Source organism: Streptomyces sp. ASQP_92 (genome assembly GCF_025399895.1).
Classification (GTDB): Bacteria; Actinomycetota; Actinomycetes; order Streptomycetales; family Streptomycetaceae; genus Streptomyces.
Map to the genome: position 1 here is coordinate 1 of NZ_JAODUA010000037.1, position 20,032 is coordinate 20,032.

Below are 20,032 nucleotides of genomic sequence, written 5' to 3' on the forward strand. Positions count from 1 at the left end.
ATAGGAGAAGTTCCCGAAGCCCTTGTGCAGCGCGAGCTCGCGGACCGCGGCGTACGAACCCGCGAACCCGATCCCCGCGATCACCACGGCTCCCGCGACCACCACCCCGATCAGGATGCGGTGCGTCCGTGTCAGTTGCAGCTGCGTCTCCCTCCCCGCAGTCACCAGTCCTGTCCCTCCTTCATCACGCAGCTCGCACCTGATCAAGCATCACACTCTCACGTACGCCTGCCTGGTGAGTGCCGAGATGAGTGTGGAGACAGGGATCGTCAGCGAATAGTGACCATGAGTCGCTCTTCTACGAACCGCCAGTCCTGCTTGAGGCAGGTAGAGGTCAGGCATGCGTTGCCACCTCCCCCGTTCTTTACGGCGTAAAGAATCCTCCTGGAGCAGGCAGCATTGTGCTTGGTTGTCGGGGGCACGTGCGACCGTCGCGATCGCTTGTACATAGGCGCCCCAGTGCGTCAGCGTTTGAGCCGATGTCCTCGCGCATGGCCGTGGAGTTGAATGTGTTGACACGTTCGCCAATGGTGCTCTTTCACGAGGGTCGAGCGCGGGGTGTATCGCGGCGGTCTATGCAACCAGCTCATGGACGGGACGCCGGACACGACCCGGTCGTAGAAAACGGCTGTTCCGCGGCTACGCGCCCCGGCCGTAAGAACTTGGAGGCTACGCCCCACTTTCGCCCTCTCCGGATGCGTTTCGGGAGGCTCGACGGCGACTGCCCGGACGAGACCCCGCATCGGCGGGATTTGCATGGAAGTCGAGCCGCCGATGCGCCCCGAGTTCAACAGGCGCGACCGGAGCGCTCTTTACGGCGTAAAGATCTGAGGGGCCCCAGGCAAGCTGCCTGGGGCCCCTCAGATCTTTACGCCGTAAAGGCGGCTATCGATAGAGCTTCATCTGCCGACCGATCTTCGTGTACGCCTTAGCGGCCGACGAGGATGGGCTGTACAGCGTTACAGGCTGTCCAGCAGTGTAGGCCTCTGGAACCTTCACGTCGTCGCGCACCGTCTCCAGGACGATGTTGCCGTAGGCCTCACGGAGTTGCGTCTCCATGTCCTTGTAGACCTTGCCCTGCGATTTGTGCTCGACGCCTTCCGTGATGACGACCCAGTCGATACCAGTCGGCATGCCGGTGTGCCCGTACGCTTCAGCAACCTCGGCGATCTTGTCTTCGAGCTCGGTGAGGCCGCGGGCCTCCTTCTCCTGCGACTTGGTGCAGCCGACGACTTCGTCGCTGGCGATGATTGCTCCTATGGTCCCCAGCTTGACGTCTCCGGAACAGTCCAGCGCGATGATGTCGAAACGCCCCCGGAGCTCACCGATGATGCGATAGAGCCAGAGCTCGCGCGCTGTCACGCTGGCCAGCTTGAACTCCAGGTCCTCCAGCTTCTTGGACTCAAGGACGACCCACAGGTTGTCGATGGCCTCTTTCGTTCGGGTGTTCCGGGCCGGCACTACGGCCTCCGAGAGGCTGACGAGCTTGTCGACCACGTCGAAAAGGGTGGGCAGGTCCTCATCGGCATCTGGATCGTCGTAGCCGAGCAGCCGGGAGCCGTCTCGCTGCTTGTCCAAGCCGATGTAGCAGACCTTCTTCTTCTTCTTGGCGGCGGCGTAGGCCAGGGCGGCGGCTGTCGTGGATTTACCGGAGCCCGCGGAACCATTGGTGAATACGAGGACCCGGGTGTCGAGGCCGGTGTCTTCGGGCAGCGTTACGGTGGTCGTCACGAGGGCACTCCGGGGGAGGGGAGGGCGGCTGCGGCATCGGCTGCCTGATAGTCGGCGTGAGATGCAAGCCAGTCCAGATAGGCGGCGACCTGAGGTGTGGACTGGCTTCCGGCACGGGTTGCATAGAGCTCGCTGTGAGCCAGGGACAGCGCGAGGGCGGCACGGTGTTGGCGCTCGCTGCCCTCATCATTGTGCAGCGTGGGCAGGTGCAGTGCGGATGGGCCACTTCCGACCTCTGACAACCAGGTGGATGCCAAGGCCAGCGCCTCATCGGGGTCACCTTGAGACTGCAGGGCCACGATGTGCAAACGGGTGGCATCTCCGTTGTACGTGGCTACTGCCGAACTGCACGCCTCCCGGCGGGCCTTGACCTCGGGGTCCGCGCCCGCGTCCGGCTGGTCGGACGACGCCTTCTGTTCAGGGATCTGCTTGGGTGGCGTGGACTTCTTGGTAGAACTCTTCGTGGTGTTCTTGCCGGACTCCGGGCCTGACGCTCGGTCGACGGCGAGATTCTGGTGGGCCTTCCATGCCTGGAGTTGCCGGTCGGCGTCCTTGATCTTGCCGAGGTCACGGGCGAGTTCGATCGTCATGCCCTCGGCCTGCTGCTCAAGGGCCTGCCGGACTTCGGGTGCCAGGTGATGCAGACGTCGCCGCTGGGAGACCCACCCCGGGCTCTTGCCCAGTGCCTTAGCGACCGCGTCGTAGGTCCCGAGCTCAGCTTTCAGTTCCTCGATGGTGGCGAGCTCTTCGAACGGCTTGAGTTCTTGGCGCGCGAAGTTCTCCGTCGCGGCGGCGACGAGGATGGCCTCACGACTGGTTGCCTGGCGGTTGATGTGCGCCGGCAGGGTCTCCAGCCCCGCGAGCCGAGCCGCGCCAAGGCGCCGGTTGCCGCCGATGACCACAAACCGCGCGCCCTCAACTGCAGCCGCTTCTTCAGGGAATGCGACTCGGAAGACGTCCGCCGGGATCACGACAACGGGCTGGAGGACCCCGCTCTCAGCGTAGGTCTGGGCGAGCTCCTCGAGGTTCTCGAGTTCCTTTCGCGCGTTGCGGGGGTTGTGCGCGAGCTCCGACAGGGGCATCTCAGGCAGGGCAGCGGCACCTGTCTTCGCCGCCTCAGCCTGTCGGCGCTGCTCCTCCCGCAGTTTGCGGCGCTCGGCCACTGACAACTCGTTTTGCGCGCCAGCCATTCACTGCTCCGTGGGGTGGGTCGTTCAAGGTTCTCGCAGGGAGCTTAGCCAGTCGGCGCCCGGCGTTCCGCAGGCCCCAACCTTTACGCCGTAAAGATGCCTCGCTTGCCACCCAAGACGGCGCCCCTGGTTCTTTACGGCGTAAAGAACCAGTCGGCGCGAAGCAGAGACGAAGCAGGGCCAGCTGTTGGCGAGTTGAGCGCCAGGCCAGGCGCAGACGGGGGCGGGAGCAACGGGCTTGCCAGCCCAAAGTCGGCCTGGACGTCACTATGAGAAAGGGGGAGTGACGGCGGTGACGAGGCGTGAGCGACCTGGGGCGAGGTGGACGCCCAGCAAGACAGGGCAGGCCTTGCCCGCAAATTGCCGGGTCTGTGCCTTAGTCTCGGTCGCCGCGGGGAGGGTCGGCGGCCACCCTCCGGCCCTCCACCTGCGGCCGGGTCAGGTACCGAATGCTGGTCACCGCGGCGGCGAGCCGTGTCCGTTGATGAGAGATTTCACCGGGAACTCGACGACCTGGACGAAGCGCGTTCCGGCATCGCGCTCACCGCACGATATGTCTTCAGCGGCGGCTGAATCAGCAGTTGCGACTGCGAGTTGTTGCAGTGGTCGTTCCGGCCTCGAGGCCACTTCGAGCTGGTCTTTGCGCGAGGGCGTGCTCATGCGCTCACTCCTTCGATGGCAGCGGCCAGGAGTGCCACGGCGTCGCCCCCGTACGGGTCGGCGAACAGTTGGTAGTCGCTGACGTCGAACGGTGCGTACCGCGCGGAGACGCGGAAGCCGGGCACCGCGGTGGTCTCCCGGCCCTCCAGCGTGGCGGTGAGCCGGTCGTAGTCCTGCTGAGCGTGCCGGGTCTGGGTGTACGGCCCGAGGCGCAGCAGGGTGTAGCCGTCGAGGCTGTCGTCGCGCTTGCGGGCCTCGATGTAGAGGGCGTAGTGCGCGAGCTCCATCCCGACGTCGTCGGGCAGGGAGAAGTTCGCGGCGGCGTGGGTGAGCATCGCGTAGCCGGGCTGCCAGACACCGAGGATCGCGCTGGTGTCGCAGCGGAGCCAGCCGCGTTCGGTGTAGCCGAGCCGGCGGCCGTGGAGGTAGCCCGCGGCGTGCGGGGTGTCGGGGTGGACCAGGGCCACGGCGATCATCTCGGGGCCGTGGTCGTCGCCGGGCCGGGTGTGCGCGCGCTCCACGAACGGGCCGACCCGCACGGCGATGTCCTGGGAGCCGCCGGGCGTCCAGGGCTGCAGGTTGCGTACGGCGGTGAGCATCGCGCGGAACTGGTCGACGACGGCCTGGTCCTCGGGGGAGAGGGCGCCGGGGGCGGTCCCGCAGCGGCGGAAGGTGGGGCGCTTCATCGGGTGGGCTCCTGTTCGGGGGTGCGGTTGGCCGTCGACGGGGCGGGGCTCAGGTAGCGGGCGGCGGTGTTCACTAACTGGTCGTGCGCGACCGTCGCGGCCTCGCGGGCGGCGGTCAGGTCCTCGGTGGTGGCGTACGCGTCCCGGATCGCGTAGGTGAGCGTGATCATGCGGTCGGCGTCGGCGCGCACGGCCTGGTCCTCGATGAGGATGCGCAGGGCGACCAGCGGGCGGGTGACCGCGCTGCGGGTCGTGTGGCTCTCGCCGCGCAGGGTCTCGATCCGCTCGGGGCTGGCACCCGTGAGGACAGCGTCGCCGCGCCTCCACATCGCCGTGCGGTGGTCGCTGGCGGCGCAGGCCAGCGCGGTGACGGCTTCCAGCCGGTCGCGGCGGATCGCCTCGCCGTGGCTGACGCGCACCGGCCGTTCGGCGGCGCGCTCCGCGAAGCGACCGCTGACGATCGCGCCCAGCAGGGTGGCGACGATGGTGAGTGCGGCGGTGATGAGGGTGGCTAACACGCGGGGCCTCTCGGTGTACTGATGGGTGGTGAGAACGGGGAAGCGCCGCACCCCGGCCTCCGCGGTCGGGGGTGCGGCGCTTCGGGGCTCGCTGCGGTGTGGCTCAGGCGGTCGTGGCCGCGCGGAGGATGTCGGCGTGGTCGAACGCGAGTCGTTCCGGCAGGGCGTCCAGGGGCCACCAGCGGGCGGTGCGGGCGTCGCCTCCGGCGGCGATGGGAGTGCCGGCGGGGACGACGGCGAGGTAGGCGTCGGTGCTGTACCTGCCGCGCGGGTCGCGGCCCGGCTGGTCCCAGGTGCCGATCGTGCGCAGCTGGTCGGGGTCGACGCGGACTCCGGTCTCCTCGCGGAGTCCCCGGGCGGCCGCCATGCGGCTGGTCTCTCCTTCGTCCTGGTGGCCGCCCGGCAAAGCCCAGGCGCCCTCGAACGGCGGCCAGTCGCGCTCGATCAGCAGGACGTTGCCGTCGGGAGGCAGAGCGACCACGTCGGCGGTGTAGCGGGTGGTCTCGGTCTCGGTCATGTGCACCCCTCGGTGAAGTGGATCAGTGGGTGGTGGTGTCGGGTGACCACGAGGAACTGGTCGGTGCGCAGGTCCATCACGACCTGCGCCTGCATGCCCTGAGCGCGCTGGACAGCGGCGTACTCTTCGGCCGGCCATGAGCCGCGGGGGTGGCCGGCGGGGAATGCCTCCAGGACGGTGCGCTGGTCCTGGCTGGGCAGTGGGTCTCGCCTGGGGGTGTCGCTGCCGGTCACGGGTCGGTGTCCTCGGGGGCTGGGGCGTCGCCGAACATGGCGTCCATCGCCTCGGTGACACGGAGTCGGTGCTCGGGCCGGGTCGCGTTGAGGACGGCCCCGGTGAGGGCGACCAGGTCGATGCTGTCGAACAGGTCGGTCAGTTCGGCGATGGTCTGCGGATCCGGGACGTCGCCGCAGGGGCGTTGGCAGTCCAGGAAGCAGTTCATGGCGTCGATGCCGTCGGCGAGCTGGCGGGCTCGGGCCGGGGTGAGGTCGATGCTGTGACAGTGCTCGAGGCCTGAACCGAGCGTGCCAGTTGGACTGATGTGAAGGCGGATGTTCTGTCCGGGGCCGGGGGCGGCCTGATGAGCGAGGCTGGCGAGTGATTCGGCGAGGGCCGCGATAGCGCTGTTGCGGTCGGTCTCGGGGTCCGTCACGGTCGCGGTGTCGCCGGCGTCGTCTTCGTCCGGGTCCAAGAGCGGTGCCGCCCACAGGACTTCGAGGGTTTCGGCGTGCAGCTGGATGATCCCGTTGGCGGTGACGGGAAGTGTGAGGCGTCCGGTGACGCGCAGCAGGTCGCCGGGCTGTCGCTCGGTGAGCAGAGCGTGCACGATGTCCGGCTGACTGGCGGTGCAGGGGATGACCGCCTCTTCCTCCATGTGGTCGGCGGTGGAGGAGCAGCTCAGCCGCCAGACGACGGTGCCGTCGCGGGCGCCGGGGACGGGGTCGGCGGTCAGGTAGCCGTCCAGCGCGCAGGGGATGGTGTCCATCAGTTCGCCTCCGCGAGGTTGTTGGTGCGGTGGGCAGTGTCGTAGGCGTCCAGGACGGACTTGGCCGGGTTGCCCCGGTCGGCCGCCTGCAGGCCCTTGGCGTGGGCCCACGCCCGGATCGCGGCCAGTTCCGCCGTGCTGCTGCGGACGCACGCGGAGACGGACAGCCTGGCAGGCGTGGGACGGCCTCCGGTCTTGACGGTGCGCAGCGCCTTTTGGGCCTGCTCGAGCTCCGAGTTGAGTTGGGCCACTCGCAGTTCGGCCTGGCGTTGTGTGTCTTCCGCAACGCGCCGGGCGGTGAGCTCGGCCAGGTCGCCGCGGACACGGGCCGCCTTGCTGCGGATGCTGGCCGCTGGGTGGGCCTCGGCCCACGCGAGCAGTTGCTCGACCGGGCCGCCGGCCGGTCCGGGGGCGGTGGTGATGCTGGCGGCTTCGTCAGCGTCGAACTGGCGCTCCTGGGTGGCGACAAGGGCGGTGATCTCGTCTGCGGCCAGGCCGGTCGCGGCGGTGATCTCGGCGGTGGTGTGGTCGGTGTAGTACATGGACAGCGCCATCGACTCGAGGGCGCTGACGGTCTTGGGGGGCTGCTGGTGCTCGGGCATGTCGGTGGCTCCTTCGTGGCTGTTCAAGTGGGGGAGGAGGGCGCTGACGGTGTGCTCGTTACTGGGCAGGCCGAGGGCGTCCAGGAGGAGGATCAGGTATTGCCTGCTGTCGGCATGACGGGCGGTGACGCTGGCCGCCGCTTCGAGGACCTCGCTCCAGTCGCTGAACACAGCTGCTGCTACGGGGTGGTGGGGCGGGGCTTGTGCTGCGCTGTCAGCAGCAGCGCAGCGTTGCGCCGCCGCTGTTCGGGGGTGAGCGGCCGGACTTTCGCGCCGCGGCAGTGCCAGAGCGGAGAGGCGGGCGGCTCGGGATAGGCGAGGGCATGGTCGACGTCGCGCTGGGTGGGGTTCATGGGTGCCTCCGGGTGGAGGAGGGATAGGCGTGGTCGTCGCGCTGGCTTTTGGGCTGGAGGCCGGAGGCGGGCCCGCCGAGGCGTCGTCCTCAACCGGGTTCGCGGCGATCCAGTCCTCAGCGCACGCCTTGTCGCACGGCCTCCCCGCAACGGGGAGCGCGTCGGGCGTGGGCTGCTCGCACAGCGCGCAGAGGCGGTCCTGCCAGCGGTCGAAATGCTGGCCGTCGCCAGTCCAGCAAGCCTCGGGAGCCGGGACACAGCCCCGCTCACACGCGGTCTACTTGCCGCGGGTGCGGGTCACAGCCGCAGGCCGGGCAACTGCAGGAGACCTGGCAGAAGGGTTCCCATGCTCATGACGCTCGCCCCCAATACCGGCGTGCCGGGGCGCCCTTTGTCCGCGCGGGCGAGCTTCTTGTGCAGCGCGACGGCCTGGACGTCCCAGCCGGCCGCTGGGTGAGCGATGGTGATGGGGGTGTTCGGGAGCCGATCCGGCCCTCAAATCGCAGGGTGAAGTCCATACTGAGGATCTCCCTCTCGTCTCGTACGGGATGGATGGGCCCGGGGCAGGCGAACTGGTTTGGACGCCGATGTGCGCCTGTCCCGGGGCGTAGCTACGACTCGAAGTCGGTTGCGGCGAAGCCGCTTTCACACAGGGCCGCGTCGTCGTGGCGGACCCCGTCCGGCCACAGTCCCGTGCAGGGGCGGCTGTCGAGGATCACGTGACCGCCCTCGGCGAGCATCCGCTGGAACCATGCCAACGGCCGCTGCTCCCACGGCACATCGCGTTCGCCGCTCTCCAGAGCGAGCCCGAGGGGCAGCGGACTCATGGTGGTGGTGGACAGGGAGCCCGGCACGCTCTGCCCGTCCACGTCGACGGCCTGGCCGACCACGCCGATGGTGACGGGGACCGTGCAGGCCTGGCAGAAGCAGTGGGCCTTGCGGACTTGACCCGGCGGGTGGAACTCGGGTGCCCAGCGCGGCCAGTGGCCGGTACGGACCAGCCAGCCATCCCGACGGCCGCGGCTGAGGCTCGTGCGGCAGGACCGGCAGGTCCTCGGCGCCCGCCCGCCGTGTTTGGCGATCATCCGCTCGTACAGGGCTCGGGTGGGCGGCATCCGCCAGTGGATCCAGTCCGCCCCGTAGCCCCAGTCCGGCCGCCCTTCACTATCGGTGCGCGGCAGCATCTCGGGCCCGGTCGAGGCGTCGAACGCACGCTCGTGCAGCGCGTTGACGGAGGCGCAGTCCTGCCACGTCGCGGGCCACCGCTGTCCGGGCAGCGCGGCGGCGATCACTGATGCGGCGCGCTCGGCATCCGGCCTGGAGTAGTAGGCGAAGCAGGCGATCTCGTGCCCGTCAGGGGTGGAGATCTGCCAGGACTGGTAGCCGTCGTGGGCGGGGTCCTGGTGGTAGGTGTCGCCATCGGCGGGGCGGTACGGCTTGCGCCAGCCGGTGTGGACGACCAGGCCGCCGGGCTGTAGCCAGCCGCTGCCAGGGATCGCGGGGCCGGGCAGGGCGGGAGTGAAGACGATTTCCACCGTTTCGCTGTCCGCTGGCGGGGGAGTGGGACGGGCTGCGGGGAGCAGACCGCGAGGGTGGATGGGCATGGCAAACTCCGTCTCCTTGGGTACGGGCTACGTGGACCAGGACAGGCGGCCCAACCGGAGTGGACGCTGTGGGCCTCCGTGCTGAGCAGTTGCGGCTCGAACGGGCTGGGTGCGAGTCAGCGGTACGGGGTCTTCCAGCGGCCGACGGTCGCGTCGGGCCAGTCGAGGTCCCAGCCGGGCCGGTATCCGCGGGCGCCCCAGCCGTCTGGCCGTCCGTGGGGATCTCAAGTCCGGCCGCCGCTGCGGTGCGTGCCGCGTCGTAGACCTCGTGAGCGATCCGTACGGCAGCGCTGCGGCTGTCGGCCCGGCCGGTGAAGACGTGCACGCCTTTCTGGTTGGGGGTTTGGCTGTGGCGTATCGGGACGTCGACCTCGAAGTAGGGCAGGGGCATGACGTCCATCTCCTTCCTGTGTTGAGGGGCCACTGCAACCACCCCGGCCCCGGCAGGCGCGGGGTCCGGGGCGGCACAGAGTGCGCTCAACTCGGGCGAGGGTTCAGCTGGCTGCTTCGATGGCGTCGCGCAGGTGGGTTCGTGCGCGGGCCAGGAGCGCGGGTTGGTCGGCGCCGGGCTCGGTCAGTGCTTCGGTGAGGTAGGTGGCGGCGGAGTCTAGGTCGTCGCTGGCGTCCTGCCAGGCGCCGATGCTGGACGATCCGAGGACGTCGCGTCCCTCTTCGACCAGGTCGATGAACGTGTTGGGGGTGGCGTCGCGCTGCGTCTTGTCGCCGATGAGGGCGGCGAGGTCGGTGGCGAAGCAGTCGCGGAGCGCGGCGAAGGTGTTGGTCCTGGTCTGGACGGGCACGGGTGGGTCTCCTGTCAGTGGTGGAGCTCGATCGTGATGGGCATGCGATGGTCTCCGTAGTCGCGGCAGAGGTTGTGGACGGTGCGGTGAGGGGGAGCGTTCCTCAGGCGCGGTAGGTGGGCGGGCGGACTCCGGCTCGGAGTTCGCGGATGATCGAGCAAGGGCCCTTGGTCGCGCAGTACGCGTCGTCGGTGTCCGGGAGTGCGGTGCCCGTGGTGCCCCACATCTCGCGGGCGACGGCGTTCACGGCGCGCAGCATCTCGCCGTTGTTGGGGCGGCAGGCGCTATTAGTGCCGCCGACGCCGTCCCGGTGGGCGCTGATGAGGTGCTGGCGGGCCTGGCGGGCGGCCCAGCGTCGGCTGCTGGGACCGGAGTTCTCATGGACGTGCCCGCTGTCGTGGAAGGTGTCCAGGTGGCAGCCGGTGCAGTGGTAGGTGACCTTCTGCTGCGGCTGGCTGCCGGGAAGCCACTTGCCTTCGAACTCGTAGACGATGACCTCCGCACCCGGGATCTCGGTGTGTGCGAAGGCAGTTACCAGGCCGACGCCGTCCGCGATCCCGCCGCGCTGTACCTGGTTCCAGAAGACAATGGGGAGGAAGTCGTCCCAGCCCTTGCCGTGGGGCCACTGGGCGTACGTCACGCCCTGGGAGGCGTCGAAGGTCGCCGTTCCGACGGCGCTCTCGCGCTGGTACTGCTCAATCTGTGCGATCGCCCCGAAGTACGTCGCGGAGAACTCCTCGGACTCCAGGAAGATCAGGCCGTATCCCTCGGGGCGGGTGTCGTGGCCGGTCTCCCGCAGCATCTCGACCATGTCCTCGTAGCCCGGGTTGCCAGGGGCGATAGTGCCGACCAGCGGTAACCGGTACCGGTCGCAGCTGGTGACGTGAGCCGGATTGGTCTCGCTGACGTGGTGCGCGGTGCCGTATGTGTTCCTGATCGTGATGCTCATGCGTGGGTGTCCTTCCCGGGGAAGCAGCGGGCGCCCGGCGTGGCCGGGCCGCGGCGGGTTCGAGGTGGTCGGTGAAGCGTTGACGCTGCGGCTCACGCGCGGACCGCGTCCGCGTACTGCGCCTCCGGGTCCGCGCGGCCCTCGGGGTCGTCGTCCTGGTCGTGGTCGTCGGCCTCCTGGTCGACGTCGTCGGGGCCGCCGTGGACAGTGCACACCGTGTCTGGGTGCGGCCGGTCGCTGGTGTGCGCGATGAGCAGGTCGGTCACGGAGTGCACGGGCTGCCAGGCGCGCGCGGCGCACTCATCGTCGTACGGGCAGCACGTGAGCAGGTCGAAACCGACGTCCCCCTCGCCGTCGACGTTCGTGCGCAGGGCTAGCACGAGGCTGTCCTTGCCGAGGCGGATCACGCCGACGCGGTCGCCGCCCGCCAGGTCGCTGCCGTCGCGCCAGGTCCACAGCGGCAGCACGTCCGGGCCGAAGACTCGGCGCACCAGGAGCAGGGAGCCGAGGCCAGCGCCGCCGTCCCAGCCCATGTCGCGGCGGCGGGCGTCGCTGGCGCGCTTGAGGAGCGGCTCCAGGCGGTGGATGGTGTCGGCGAAGACGACGTGGTCGAAGCCCTCGCTGCGCAGCTGCGGGAACGCGGTGACGGCATCGGCGTGCTGGCGGCGTACGACGTCCTCGGGCACGGCGCGGGCCGGGTCGCGGACGGCCTGACGCCACACGCAGACGTCGGCCGGGGTGCACACGAGCAGCGCGACGACGGGCACGCCGTGGGCGCGGGCCGCGTCGATCAGGCTTTTGCGCACGGTGGTGTCGGTGTTCGTGTCGCTGATGACCGTGGTGAGCCGTCGGGCCATGCGGGCCGCGAGGGCGGCGTGCATGACGGTGACCGCGGCCTCGGTCGCGGTCTGGTCGCCGGCATCATCCGAGACCATCGCCCGGAAGGTGTCGAGTTCCAGGACCTGGGTGACGGGCCAGCTGCTCGCCATCGTGGTCTTGCCGCTGCCGGATGCCCCGATCATCACGATGAGCGACGGGTCGGGGATGGTCGTGTCGAGCGGCTGCATGGTGCCGGTGAAGGTGGTCTTCATGCGCGTTCTCCCTGCGGGTGGAGGGTGGAGGTGGCCAGGTGCAGGCGCAGCCCGGCGGAGTCGCCGGTGTAGGCGGCGGCCTCTTCGATCGCGCAGGCCGCGGACTCGGGGTCCTCGCCGTCCAGCGGCGTGAGGGCCGCGACGCGGGAGGCCATGGTGAGGACCTGGTTGAGGGAGCCGAAGAGGCCGTCCTGCGGGAAGGCTTCGTCGAACAGCTCGCGCAGCAGCCCGGCGAGCAGCTCGGGGTCGACGGGGCGGGCCAGTTCGTCTTCGAGCTGCTGGACGGCGAGCTTGGCGATGCCGACGGAGGAGCGCACCCTGTCGAGCCGGGTGCGGGCGGCGGGCGTCACCGGCGGTCGCCCTTGCGCAGGGTGATCCAGGTGGTGACCAGGGCGGCAGCCACGCCGATCAAGCGGTGGGCCGACTGGTCTGTTGACTGCACCAAGTTGGTGATCCGCTGGTGTTCCGGCGGGTGGGTGCCGAGGATTTCGGCATGTCCTCGTTTCATGGAATGTCCTCCGTACATCGGGATCTGATGGATGGCTGCGGCCAGCTGCCGTCGGTCGGTGCGGTGGTGAAGGGGGCGAGACCTTCGTTGCCGTGGTTCGTGGTCGATGCGGCCGGTCGGGAGATCGAGCCGGTGAGCCGGTACCTGCGGGACCTGGCGCTCGGCGACGCGAGCGCGCTGACGGGCCGCAGCTACGGGTACGACCTGCTGCGCTGGTTCCGGGTGCTGTGGGCGGTGAATGTCGGCTGGGAGCAGGCGACCGAGGCGGAGACGACCGCGATGGTCGGCTGGCTGCGTACGGCGCCGAATCCGCAGCGGCGTCGCTCGCGGCCGGACTCGATGCCCGCGGGCGTGGTCAATCCGAAGACGGGCAAGACCACGCTGCTGGATGGGTACGCGCCCAGGACGATCGCGCACGCATTGACCGTGGTGCACGGCTTCTACGCCTTCCACCAGCACTACGGCCGGGGCCCGGTGGTCAATCCGGTGCCCGAGAGCCGAGACCGCCGGGCCCGGCTGGCTCACCGCTCCCCGCTGGAGGCGCCGGCCCCTACCAGGCGGGCCCGGCTGCGGCCGAGGGTGCGGGAGCGCCAGCCCCGGGCGATTCCCGATCGGCTGTGGGACGAGCTGTTCGCGCAGATGAGATGCGATCGGGACCGTGCCCTGCTGGACTGCTACGTCAGCTCCGGTGCCCGCGCCAGCGAACTGCTCGGGGTGCGCCTGGAGGACGTGGACTGGTCGGCCGGACGCTTGTGGGTGATCACCAAGGGCACCGGTCAGCGGGACCCGGTGCCCGCGTCCCCGCAGGCGTTCGCCTACATGGCGGCCTACCTGGACCAGGCCGGGCTGCCCGGGCCGGGCGGGCCGCTCTGGCGGGCCCGCCGGGGTGATCCCCGGCCGCTGACCTATTGGGCGATGCGCCGCGTGCTCCAGCGGGCGAACGCTGTGCTCGGCACGAACTACACGCTGCACGACACCCGGCACACGGCGGCCACGCGGATGGCGCGGGACCCTTCGTTGACGCTGGTGGAGGTGCAGACGATCCTGCGGCACGCGCATCTCAGCACCACCGCCCGCTACACCGCGGTCGGCCTGGAGGACCTGATGGACAAGCTCGCCGAGCACTACCAGCGCCCCCGCCAGGAAATCCGCTGGTCGCAGATCTACGATCCGGCCGATGTCGAGGCGGTGTTCGGTGCCCGGTAGTACCGCTGGCTACAACGCACGGGCGATGGGCCCGACGACCGGACGCATCCAGCGCAACCCCCTGCGGGAGGCACCGGCGGACCGGGTGAACACCAAGGTCATCCAGCCCGCGCCACCACCCGAGCCGGAGAACCCGCCCCGGCCGGCCGGTGACCTCTCCCGGGCCTCGCTGACCAAGGTTGCCGACGCGGTCGTGACGGCCTGGGACGACGAGGGCCTTGAGCGGCGCCGGCTGCGCCGCCTCAGCACGGTGACGATCCTCGAACACCTGCAGCGGTTCCCCGGCACGACCTGGCAGCAGCGATGGGTGGCGGCCGGACTGGACGAGTACGGCACGAATCCCGGTGACCTGGGCGGCGAGGACAAGAAGCTGCGCAAGCTGTTCATCTCGGGCACCCGCCAGTTGTTCTGCCTGCGGGTGATCCGTCCGAGCCTGGACGCCTTCCGCGGCCACACCTACCCGAACTACGCCCTCGACTTCTGCCTGGTGGCCAAGGACCCGCTGCTGGACAAGTTCCACGCCGCGGTCGAAGCCTCCGATGCGACCCCGGCGGCCCAGCGCACCGCGCTGTTCGACGTCGCCTGCGCCCTGACCGTGTTCGGGATCTCCCTGGCCGACCTGACGCCGGAGGTGCTGCTGCACTACTCGCTGGAGTCGCGGCGCAAGCAGCTCACCCGCGGGGCCACCAAGCGCGGCCAGGAGTACAACTACGCGGCGATCGCGGCCTGGCACATCCTCTACGAGTCGGGGCACTTCCCGCCGTCGGCTCCGCACGTGCTGCGGGCCGCCCTCGTTGGCGGGCAGAAGAGCGTCGAGGAACTCGTCGACCGGCAGCAGCTGCGCAACACCGACGTGCGCAATCTGCTGGTGGAATACCTTCGCCGCCGCGCCGCCGACCTGGACCACTCCTCGCTGCGGCAGCTGGCCCGGGTCCTGCCCGGCACTTTCTGGAGCAACGTCGAGAAGGTCAACCCCGACCAGGCCGACCTGCGGCTGAGCGAGGAGACCTACCAGCAGTGGAAGGAGACCATCTCCGTCCTGCCCGGCGGGCGGCCCCGGCTCGACATGGACGGCGTGCTGCTCAAGGTCCGCACCTTCTACCTGGACTTGCAGAGCTGGGCGGTCGCCGAACCCGAGCGCTGGGCGGCGTGGTCGGTGCCCTGCCCCGTCCGTGATGCCGAACTGCGCTGGTTCAACGTCCGCCGCCGCGAGATCAACGCACGGATGGCCGAACGTACCCGGGTCCGCCAGCCCTTGCTGCCTCTGCTGGTCGACCACGTCACCAACCGGTGGATGCGACTGCGCGAGATCCTCACCGCCGCCCAGGCCGTCGAACCCGGTGAGCGGTTCACCGCCGCCGGCGCACAGTGGCAGCGCACCGCCAGCGAGTACGACCTCAAGCGGGCCAAGACGGAGAAGGCCTTCCCCGTCCGGGCGGTCAACCGGGACACGGGCGAGCTGGTCGCCGTCACCCGGGACGAGACCGCGGCCTTCTGGGACTGGGCCGTCGTCGAAGTGCTCCGGCACGCCGGCCTGCGGATCGAGGAGCTGACCGAACTGACCCACCTGAGCGTCCGCAACTACCAGCGCCCCAACGGCGAGGTCGTCGCGCTCCTGGTCGTCACTCCCTCCAAGACGGACCGGGAGCGGGTGATCCCGATGTCCGCCGAACTGTTCCACGTCATCGCCCAGGTCATCCGCCGGCACCGCGGCACCTACGGCACGGTGCCGATCGCGAGCCGGTACGACGTTCACGAGAAGGTGTGGTGCCCGCCCCTGCCCTACCTGTTCCAGACCCAGACCGGCCTGGAGCGACAGGCGATGAGCACCAGCACGATCTGGCGCCGCCTGCGCAAGTGCTGCACCGAGCTGGCCAAGACCCACCCCGAGTTCGTCGGGACGACGTTCTCCGCCCACGACTTCCGCAGGATCTTCGCCACCGACCTGGTCAACTCCGGGCTGCCTATCCACATCGGTGCCGCGTTGCTCGGCCACCTGAATATCCAGACCACTCGTGGCTACGTCGCGGTCTTCGACGACGACATCGTGCGGCACTACCAGCAGTTCCTCGACCAGCGTCGCCAGTTGCGGCCGGAGGAGGAGTACCGGGACCCCACATCGCAGGAGCGGTCGGAGTTCCAGGAGCACTTCGACAAGCGGAAGGTCGAGCTGGGCTCCTGCGGGCGCCCCTACGGCACGCCTTGCGCGCATGAGCATGCTTGCATCAGATGCCCGATGCTCTCGGTCAACCCGACGATGCTGCCCCGGCTGGACGAGCTGGAGGACGACCTGATCGCCCGCCGCCATCACGCGATCGCCCAGGGCTGGAAGGGCGAGGTCGAAGGCATCGAGCTGACCTTGACCTTCCTGCGCTCCAAGCGGGCCCAGGTTCACCGGTCGCAGCAGCTGCCGCCAGTGAACTTGGGCCTCCCCTCTCTCCCTCACAGCCGCCCCACACCAGAGTGATCAGCAGCATGGACACCAGCAAAGCTGGCTACGCCTCTCAGCTCGGAGGCGGTGCCTTTCACGCCACCCTGTCGCTTATCAGCCGTTCCACCAAGAGTCGTTGATCGGTTACCTTCCGTACTGAGACGCTCTGACCAGGCAGGCAAGGAGCCGGCCAGCGAGGAGACACCATGTCCGAGACCACGCCCCACTCCAAGGGACCGGCCCCGGCCCGGCTCACGCCCGACGCAACCGAACCCGCTCTGATCCCGGCCGACCAGGTCAAGCCTGAGGACATCGGCACACTGGCGCTCGAGTACCGCGACGGGCGGCCCGTGATCGTTGTCAGCGGCGGGAAGTTCCTTCCGGCGGGCATCGAAGTCGTGGACGGGGCCGGAAAGCCCGTATCGGCATACAAAATTAGCGTGAGGTTCCGGGAGCTGGAGGTGGAGAGGACCGACGATATGCAATTCGATCGAGGTTTCCTGTCGCCGTACATGCCGGATTCGCTGTAAGTGCCTGTTCCTGAACCTCGGTCTGAGGTCTGACGCGCAGCTTGCCTGTGCATTTCTCTGCGCTTGTCTGGGGCGGGTGACTAGGCACCTGCAAGATCGTTAGCCGGGGTATGAACAAGCAACTCGCTGCCGTAGCAGTCGGCCTCGCTGTCGGCCTCGGCGCTCTCTCCGCTGCCGTCCCCGCCCACGCTGACGGAGGTCCCGCCGTGGTCGACCACGAAGACGACGGTGAGCGCCAGAAGGTCATCCTGAACGACGTCAATAAGGACCAGCGCGACACCAATGGTCCCGTCGACATGGTCAGGGAGGAGCTCCTGCACACCCTTTCGGGCGCCCCGAATTTTGGTGGTGCGGCGTTGGGCCCGGCGTCGGAGGACACCCAGCCCGGCTTCGCTGTCATGTCGGAAGAGGGGAAGGAGAAGATCGAAGACTGAAAGCCTGCTTCAAGCCTCCGAGCCTGCCGTTTGCGTCACCCGGAGGCGTCACCCGGTGACGCCTCCTGAACGCGGCCGTCGGCGCCATGCTCGCGTCCGGCAGCGCGGTGAGCAGTACAGGCTGTCGGATCGCTTCGTCTTCCCGAACCGAGTCTCCGCGGCGTACCAGGTGCTGCCGCACTCCGACATGTGAAGCGGGGCCAGGGATGGCGGCGACCGGAAAGAACGCGGGCAGGTCTCCGTCGGTCGCCTCGCTCTACCGGGCGCTCGCCGAAGCCGAGGCGGCTGCGGCCGACGACGGCCTGCCGCTGCGGCCCAAGCCCGTACGCATCCGGCGGCCCCAGGACCCGCTCACCCCCGAGGAGATCCACCTCCGCGAACGGCTCCAGGCCCAGCCCCACCCGAACACCGAGCTGCGGTAGTCCCGCCCATGACCTGCCCCGTCCATGATCAGCGGCTTAACGCTAAGCCGCTGTACTGCTGTGCCCCAAGGCCGCACACGCACGCGCGCCCGTACGCGACGAGGAAGGCCCCGGGGCCGCCCGTGAACGACTCCGGGGCCCCCATCGGACGCCTGAGGTGCACTTAGGGGCTCACAGCGGCCTCCAGGCCCTTCGCCGTCTCTGCTGCGGCCATCCGCTCGTCGTGCTCGCGCAGCATCCGCATGACGGACGGCGCGGAGGGATGCTGGCCCTTCTTCGCTCCGGTGGTGATGACGAGCCGGGGCGCCATGTCGCGCAGGCTCACGCCCTCGGCCCGAGGTGTGCACGCGGATCAGCACCGCACGCGGCCATTAATGGCTGATGGTCTGCTCCATCGACGTTGTCGCGGTGAGGTCCGTCGTCCCCAGGCTTACGAATGACCCAGCTGGTGCGGACACCGGTGACCCAGCTGGTGCGGACTCCGGGTCGGGCGTGTGGAGGACCGCAACGCCGTTCACCCAGGCGAATCGGGCCGCGTATGCCTCGCCGGCCCTGTCCACAACGGGGAGCTCGGACGGGACGTACTTCCCATCGCTTACGACGACCACGGGCTGACCGTCCCGGTACTCGATCGACAGGGTCGCGATGTCCTCGGGCTTGACCTGGTCCGCCGGGACCAGCGTCGGTTCCTGGGGTGCTGTTGCCTCAGGTGTGGGTGTCAGTCCGCGGCTTGCCATCTGCTCGGGTGACATCTGCACCTTGGCGGGGCCCTTGGCGTTGGGCGTGGTCTCGGACATGGCGTCTCCTCACTGGACGGCTCGCTGCCGACGCGCCTGGATCTTGCCCGTCGAACCCGCGCCGTAACCAGCCCTCAGGGCCCCGAGGTCCTACCTCTGACCCCAGCCGCAAGGTAGCGAGACGATCACGTGCTCGCCGCAGTGGCGGTCTGCGCGTCATGTTCGCGGAGCATCCGCATGACGGTCGGCGCGGAGGGATGCTGGCCCTTCTTCGCGCCCTTGGTGATGACGAACCGGGCCGCGATCTCGCGCAGGCTCAGCTCCTGGTCCCGCAGGTGCAGCGCCATGCCGAGCATGTCGTCGTATCTGCGAGATCCGTAAGCGGAACCGCCGCTACCGTGAACCACCGTTCCGTTGTTCCCCGACGCCGTAACCACCCCGCACGGGTCTGGTCAGAACCCGTACAGGGTGGCGCCAGAACGGAGCACCAGCGGCCCGAAGTCCTCACGCGTCTTGAACCGGTGGCACGGGCGGCAGAGCGGTTGAACATCCCGGCCGTGTCTGCCCGAGTGCGCGCGGTCGACGGCACCGGAGTGGCTCACCCCACCCACCGCCAGCCTCACGGGGCTGGCGGTGGCGGTTAGTGCAGAGAAGGTCCAGCTCCATCAGCGCCGTGCCGGGTCCAGAGACGTCCTGCACCGGCTCGGGGTACGCGGTGCCCTCGACGCCGGCCTTGCGGACGACGGTGGCGTGCTTGATGTAGCCGGACTTGCCCGCCTTGCCAGCAAGCCACAGGAGCGGGTCGCGCCGGTCCAGGATTCCGTGGGTGATCGCGTTGATCGCGGCGCCGGTGAGGAGCGCGGCCGCGGGGACGCGGTAGCCGACGGTGCGGGTGACGGCGATGGTCGAAGCGAGCTGCACGGCGGAGTAGCTGGCGACGTGCCGGCTCGCGGAGCGGCGGCCGTACGCGCTGGCGGTGCAGGTGCGGCCCTCAGGACCATGCCGCCACGGATTCTCTTCTACCGGGGAGCCGTCGTTCTTGTAGACCAGGTGGGAGCCGTGCATGCCCTTGGTCGACGCGTCGTGCGAGTTCTGCACGAACTGGTCCCCGAAACTGTGGACTCCGTCGAAGACGGCGGTCAGGGCGGCGGCCAGGGCCAGGCCCTCGATGGCGCGGAGGCGATCGGTCATGCTGGGTGTGCTCCTCAACTCGGTGTTTCGGGGTGGAGGTTCGCGGGGCGGCCGGCCTCTTGCCGATGCTGCGGACGCCCCGTGGTGCGCTCCCGCCCCCGGCCGGAGTCCGGCCAGGGGCGGCGGTGTTCAGAAGGGCGGCTCGTCCCAGGCCGCGACGGGCAGGAGCCGGACACGGAGCTCGCGCCGCTCGGACCAGCAGCCGCACGCCTCCATCTCCAGGAACGGGCCGCTGGTCCACCAGCCGCCCGCGCCTCGGCAGTCGGGGCAGGAGCGGCGGGGTCGGGGCTTGAGCTCGATGCGGTGCCGGTCGGCGTACAGCCGCCGGTGGCCGGCCTCAAGGAAGGGGCGGCCGCGGCGACCATGACGCGCACGCTGGCCGCAGCCAGCACGGCGGTTCGGGCGCGCATGGCCAGGGCCGGGCGAAGGGGTGGCCGAGCCACGGTGACTCACCTTCAAGGGATTCGTTGATCAGGCGGCCAGCCGACGGATGACCGGGGCCGTAGAGGCGAAGTAGGTGTCGGGGCTGGGCTCGTAGCCCCGGGCGCAGGGGTCGCAGCAGCCCAGGGTGCGCAGCGGGAGACAGAAGTAGTACCGGCGCAGGCACTGGGAACATGTGGACCTCGCAGTCATCGCCCGGTCCAGCATCCATTCCTGCGCCATCGTCGGAGTCCGCTTCGGCCGAGCAAGCTCTACGTCGTAAAGCCAGGCCCCGGTGGGGTGGTTGCACGACTGGTCGGGCCGGTACACGCAGTACTTGCAGCACAGGACCGCGACCCGTGCCCGCCGGGGCACAGGCCCCGCTCGCGCAGCTGGCTCGGGTGACCAGGCCCTCGAGACAGAAGCGCCGGTCGAACTCCTCCAGCGTCGCGGTGCTGCGCGGCATC

The 20,032-nt window shown here is 69.5% G+C and carries 28 protein-coding genes; 5 read left to right on the forward strand and 23 right to left on the reverse strand.

Features of this window, described 5'->3' with window-relative positions; all coding sequences use genetic code 11:
• The 17 genes from N4G70_RS35780 to N4G70_RS35865 form a co-directional block, all read right to left on the reverse strand.
• Positions 1-165, reverse strand: a 165-nt coding sequence (locus N4G70_RS35780) for a DUF2637 domain-containing protein (RefSeq protein ID WP_261716993.1), incomplete at its 3' end; no start/stop codon positions are given.
• A gap of 720 nt (positions 166-885) precedes the next feature.
• Positions 886-1,731 carry a ParA family protein gene (locus N4G70_RS35785; protein WP_261716954.1) on the reverse strand — a complete coding sequence of 282 codons (846 nt, stop codon included), beginning with the start codon at positions 1,729-1,731 and terminating at the stop codon, positions 886-888.
• Positions 1,728-2,921, reverse strand: coding sequence for a ParB/RepB/Spo0J family partition protein (locus N4G70_RS35790; protein ID WP_261716955.1), 1,194 nt, complete (start codon positions 2,919-2,921; stop codon positions 1,728-1,730). The genes N4G70_RS35785 and N4G70_RS35790 overlap by 4 nt, the downstream gene beginning before the upstream one ends.
• Positions 2,922-3,377: 456 nt before the next feature.
• The gene (locus tag N4G70_RS35795; protein ID WP_261716956.1) at positions 3,378-3,581 is read right to left on the reverse strand and encodes a hypothetical protein; all 204 of its coding nucleotides are present in this window, start codon (positions 3,579-3,581) and stop codon (positions 3,378-3,380) included.
• Positions 3,578-4,267: a hypothetical protein gene (locus tag N4G70_RS35800; protein WP_261716957.1), complete on the reverse strand. Its 690-nt coding sequence runs from the start codon at positions 4,265-4,267 to the stop codon at positions 3,578-3,580. The genes N4G70_RS35795 and N4G70_RS35800 overlap by 4 nt, the downstream gene beginning before the upstream one ends.
• Entirely contained in the window at positions 4,264-4,785 is a 522-nt protein-coding gene (locus N4G70_RS35805) for a hypothetical protein (protein WP_261716958.1), read from the reverse strand. Before N4G70_RS35805 ends, N4G70_RS35800 begins: the two co-directional genes overlap by 4 nt.
• Positions 4,786-4,888: 103 nt before the next feature.
• Entirely contained in the window at positions 4,889-5,302 is a 414-nt protein-coding gene (locus tag N4G70_RS35810; RefSeq protein WP_261716959.1) for an NUDIX hydrolase, read from the reverse strand.
• The gene (locus N4G70_RS35815; RefSeq protein WP_399038019.1) at positions 5,299-5,535 is read right to left on the reverse strand and encodes a hypothetical protein; all 237 of its coding nucleotides are present in this window, start codon (positions 5,533-5,535) and stop codon (positions 5,299-5,301) included. The genes N4G70_RS35810 and N4G70_RS35815 overlap by 4 nt, the downstream gene beginning before the upstream one ends.
• Positions 5,532-6,287, reverse strand: a complete 756-nt coding sequence (locus tag N4G70_RS35820; protein WP_261716960.1) for a hypothetical protein — start codon at positions 6,285-6,287, stop codon at positions 5,532-5,534. Before N4G70_RS35820 ends, N4G70_RS35815 begins: the two co-directional genes overlap by 4 nt.
• Positions 6,287-7,060, reverse strand: a complete 774-nt coding sequence (locus tag N4G70_RS35825) for an Lsr2 family protein (RefSeq protein WP_261716961.1) — start codon at positions 7,058-7,060, stop codon at positions 6,287-6,289. The genes N4G70_RS35820 and N4G70_RS35825 overlap by 1 nt, the downstream gene beginning before the upstream one ends.
• Positions 7,061-7,068: 8 nt before the next feature.
• Complete coding sequence (locus N4G70_RS35830; protein WP_261716962.1) at positions 7,069-7,242, reverse strand: hypothetical protein; 174 nt, start codon at positions 7,240-7,242, stop codon at positions 7,069-7,071.
• Positions 7,243-7,853: 611 nt separating this feature from the next.
• Positions 7,854-8,846 (reverse strand): hypothetical protein, encoded by a 993-nt coding sequence (locus tag N4G70_RS35835; protein ID WP_261716963.1) that lies wholly within the window; start codon positions 8,844-8,846, stop codon positions 7,854-7,856.
• 494 nt (positions 8,847-9,340) lie between these two features.
• The gene (locus N4G70_RS35845) at positions 9,341-9,646 is read right to left on the reverse strand and encodes a hypothetical protein (RefSeq protein ID WP_261716964.1); all 306 of its coding nucleotides are present in this window, start codon (positions 9,644-9,646) and stop codon (positions 9,341-9,343) included.
• Positions 9,647-9,749: 103 nt separating this feature from the next.
• Positions 9,750-10,595 carry a hypothetical protein gene (locus N4G70_RS35850; RefSeq protein ID WP_261716965.1) on the reverse strand — a complete coding sequence of 282 codons (846 nt, stop codon included), beginning with the start codon at positions 10,593-10,595 and terminating at the stop codon, positions 9,750-9,752.
• A gap of 92 nt (positions 10,596-10,687) precedes the next feature.
• Positions 10,688-11,686 (reverse strand): ATP-binding protein, encoded by a 999-nt coding sequence (locus N4G70_RS35855; protein WP_261716966.1) that lies wholly within the window; start codon positions 11,684-11,686, stop codon positions 10,688-10,690.
• The gene (locus N4G70_RS35860) at positions 11,683-12,036 is read right to left on the reverse strand and encodes a hypothetical protein (protein ID WP_261716967.1); all 354 of its coding nucleotides are present in this window, start codon (positions 12,034-12,036) and stop codon (positions 11,683-11,685) included. Before N4G70_RS35860 ends, N4G70_RS35855 begins: the two co-directional genes overlap by 4 nt.
• Positions 12,033-12,194: a hypothetical protein gene (locus tag N4G70_RS35865; RefSeq protein ID WP_261716968.1), complete on the reverse strand. Its 162-nt coding sequence runs from the start codon at positions 12,192-12,194 to the stop codon at positions 12,033-12,035. Before N4G70_RS35865 ends, N4G70_RS35860 begins: the two co-directional genes overlap by 4 nt.
• A 132-nt stretch (positions 12,195-12,326) precedes the next feature.
• On the opposite strand from N4G70_RS35865, the gene N4G70_RS35870 reads away from it, so the two are divergent.
• The 5 genes from N4G70_RS35870 to N4G70_RS35890 all read left to right on the forward strand — a co-directional run bounded on the left by N4G70_RS35870 (position 12,327) and on the right by N4G70_RS35890 (position 17,217).
• The gene (locus tag N4G70_RS35870; RefSeq protein WP_261716969.1) at positions 12,327-13,400 is read left to right on the forward strand and encodes a site-specific integrase; all 1,074 of its coding nucleotides are present in this window, start codon (positions 12,327-12,329) and stop codon (positions 13,398-13,400) included.
• Between the two features lie 25 nt (positions 13,401-13,425).
• Positions 13,426-15,867 carry a site-specific integrase gene (locus N4G70_RS35875; RefSeq protein WP_261716970.1) on the forward strand — a complete coding sequence of 814 codons (2,442 nt, stop codon included), beginning with the start codon at positions 13,426-13,428 and terminating at the stop codon, positions 15,865-15,867.
• 170 nt (positions 15,868-16,037) lie between these two features.
• Complete coding sequence (locus tag N4G70_RS35880; protein WP_261716971.1) at positions 16,038-16,361, forward strand: hypothetical protein; 324 nt, start codon at positions 16,038-16,040, stop codon at positions 16,359-16,361.
• Between the two features lie 206 nt (positions 16,362-16,567).
• Positions 16,568-16,795: a hypothetical protein gene (locus N4G70_RS35885; RefSeq protein WP_261716972.1), complete on the forward strand. Its 228-nt coding sequence runs from the start codon at positions 16,568-16,570 to the stop codon at positions 16,793-16,795.
• Positions 16,796-17,001: 206 nt separating this feature from the next.
• Positions 17,002-17,217 (forward strand): hypothetical protein, encoded by a 216-nt coding sequence (locus N4G70_RS35890; protein ID WP_261716973.1) that lies wholly within the window; start codon positions 17,002-17,004, stop codon positions 17,215-17,217.
• Positions 17,218-17,380: 163 nt separating this feature from the next.
• Here the strand turns inward: N4G70_RS35890 and N4G70_RS35895 are convergent, their stop codons facing one another.
• From N4G70_RS35895 to N4G70_RS37105, 6 genes are all read right to left on the reverse strand, one after another.
• Complete coding sequence (locus N4G70_RS35895) at positions 17,381-17,542, reverse strand: hypothetical protein (protein WP_261716974.1); 162 nt, start codon at positions 17,540-17,542, stop codon at positions 17,381-17,383.
• A 46-nt stretch (positions 17,543-17,588) separates the two neighbouring features.
• Positions 17,589-18,014, reverse strand: a complete 426-nt coding sequence (locus N4G70_RS35900) for a hypothetical protein (RefSeq protein WP_261716975.1) — start codon at positions 18,012-18,014, stop codon at positions 17,589-17,591.
• A 125-nt stretch (positions 18,015-18,139) separates the two neighbouring features.
• On the reverse strand, positions 18,140-18,361 hold the full coding sequence (locus N4G70_RS35905; RefSeq protein ID WP_261716976.1) for a hypothetical protein: 222 nt from the start codon (positions 18,359-18,361) through the stop codon (positions 18,140-18,142).
• A 97-nt stretch (positions 18,362-18,458) separates the two neighbouring features.
• Positions 18,459-19,145, reverse strand: coding sequence for a hypothetical protein (locus tag N4G70_RS35910; protein ID WP_261716977.1), 687 nt, complete (start codon positions 19,143-19,145; stop codon positions 18,459-18,461).
• A gap of 129 nt (positions 19,146-19,274) precedes the next feature.
• On the reverse strand, positions 19,275-19,598 hold the full coding sequence (locus tag N4G70_RS35915) for a hypothetical protein (protein ID WP_261716978.1): 324 nt from the start codon (positions 19,596-19,598) through the stop codon (positions 19,275-19,277).
• A gap of 18 nt (positions 19,599-19,616) precedes the next feature.
• On the reverse strand, positions 19,617-19,940 hold the full coding sequence (locus N4G70_RS37105) for an RRQRL motif-containing zinc-binding protein (RefSeq protein WP_315904335.1): 324 nt from the start codon (positions 19,938-19,940) through the stop codon (positions 19,617-19,619).
• Positions 19,941-20,032 lie beyond the last annotated feature (92 nt).

Bases quoted from the DNA above. Each gene is read 5' to 3' on its own strand.
- N4G70_RS35790 (WP_261716955.1), bottom strand. From the start codon at position 2,921: ATGGCTGGCGCGCAAAACGAGTTGTCAGTGGCCGAGCGCCGCAAACTG.
- N4G70_RS35795 (WP_261716956.1), bottom strand. From the start codon at position 3,581: ATGAGCACGCCCTCGCGCAAAGACCAGCTCGAAGTGGCCTCGAGGCCG.
- N4G70_RS35800 (WP_261716957.1), bottom strand. From the start codon at position 4,267: ATGAAGCGCCCCACCTTCCGCCGCTGCGGGACCGCCCCCGGCGCCCTC.
- N4G70_RS35810 (WP_261716959.1), bottom strand. From the start codon at position 5,302: ATGACCGAGACCGAGACCACCCGCTACACCGCCGACGTGGTCGCTCTG.
- N4G70_RS35820 (WP_261716960.1), bottom strand. From the start codon at position 6,287: ATGGACACCATCCCCTGCGCGCTGGACGGCTACCTGACCGCCGACCCC.
- N4G70_RS35830 (WP_261716962.1), bottom strand. From the start codon at position 7,242: ATGAACCCCACCCAGCGCGACGTCGACCATGCCCTCGCCTATCCCGAG.
- N4G70_RS35835 (WP_261716963.1), bottom strand. From the start codon at position 8,846: ATGCCCATCCACCCTCGCGGTCTGCTCCCCGCAGCCCGTCCCACTCCC.
- N4G70_RS35850 (WP_261716965.1), bottom strand. From the start codon at position 10,595: ATGAGCATCACGATCAGGAACACATACGGCACCGCGCACCACGTCAGC.
- N4G70_RS35855 (WP_261716966.1), bottom strand. From the start codon at position 11,686: ATGAAGACCACCTTCACCGGCACCATGCAGCCGCTCGACACGACCATC.
- N4G70_RS35865 (WP_261716968.1), bottom strand. From the start codon at position 12,194: ATGAAACGAGGACATGCCGAAATCCTCGGCACCCACCCGCCGGAACAC.
- N4G70_RS35875 (WP_261716970.1), top strand. From the start codon at position 13,426: ATGGGCCCGACGACCGGACGCATCCAGCGCAACCCCCTGCGGGAGGCA.
- N4G70_RS35880 (WP_261716971.1), top strand. From the start codon at position 16,038: ATGTCCGAGACCACGCCCCACTCCAAGGGACCGGCCCCGGCCCGGCTC.
- N4G70_RS35890 (WP_261716973.1), top strand. From the start codon at position 17,002: ATGGCGGCGACCGGAAAGAACGCGGGCAGGTCTCCGTCGGTCGCCTCG.
- N4G70_RS35900 (WP_261716975.1), bottom strand. From the start codon at position 18,014: ATGTCCGAGACCACGCCCAACGCCAAGGGCCCCGCCAAGGTGCAGATG.
- N4G70_RS35910 (WP_261716977.1), bottom strand. From the start codon at position 19,145: ATGACCGATCGCCTCCGCGCCATCGAGGGCCTGGCCCTGGCCGCCGCC.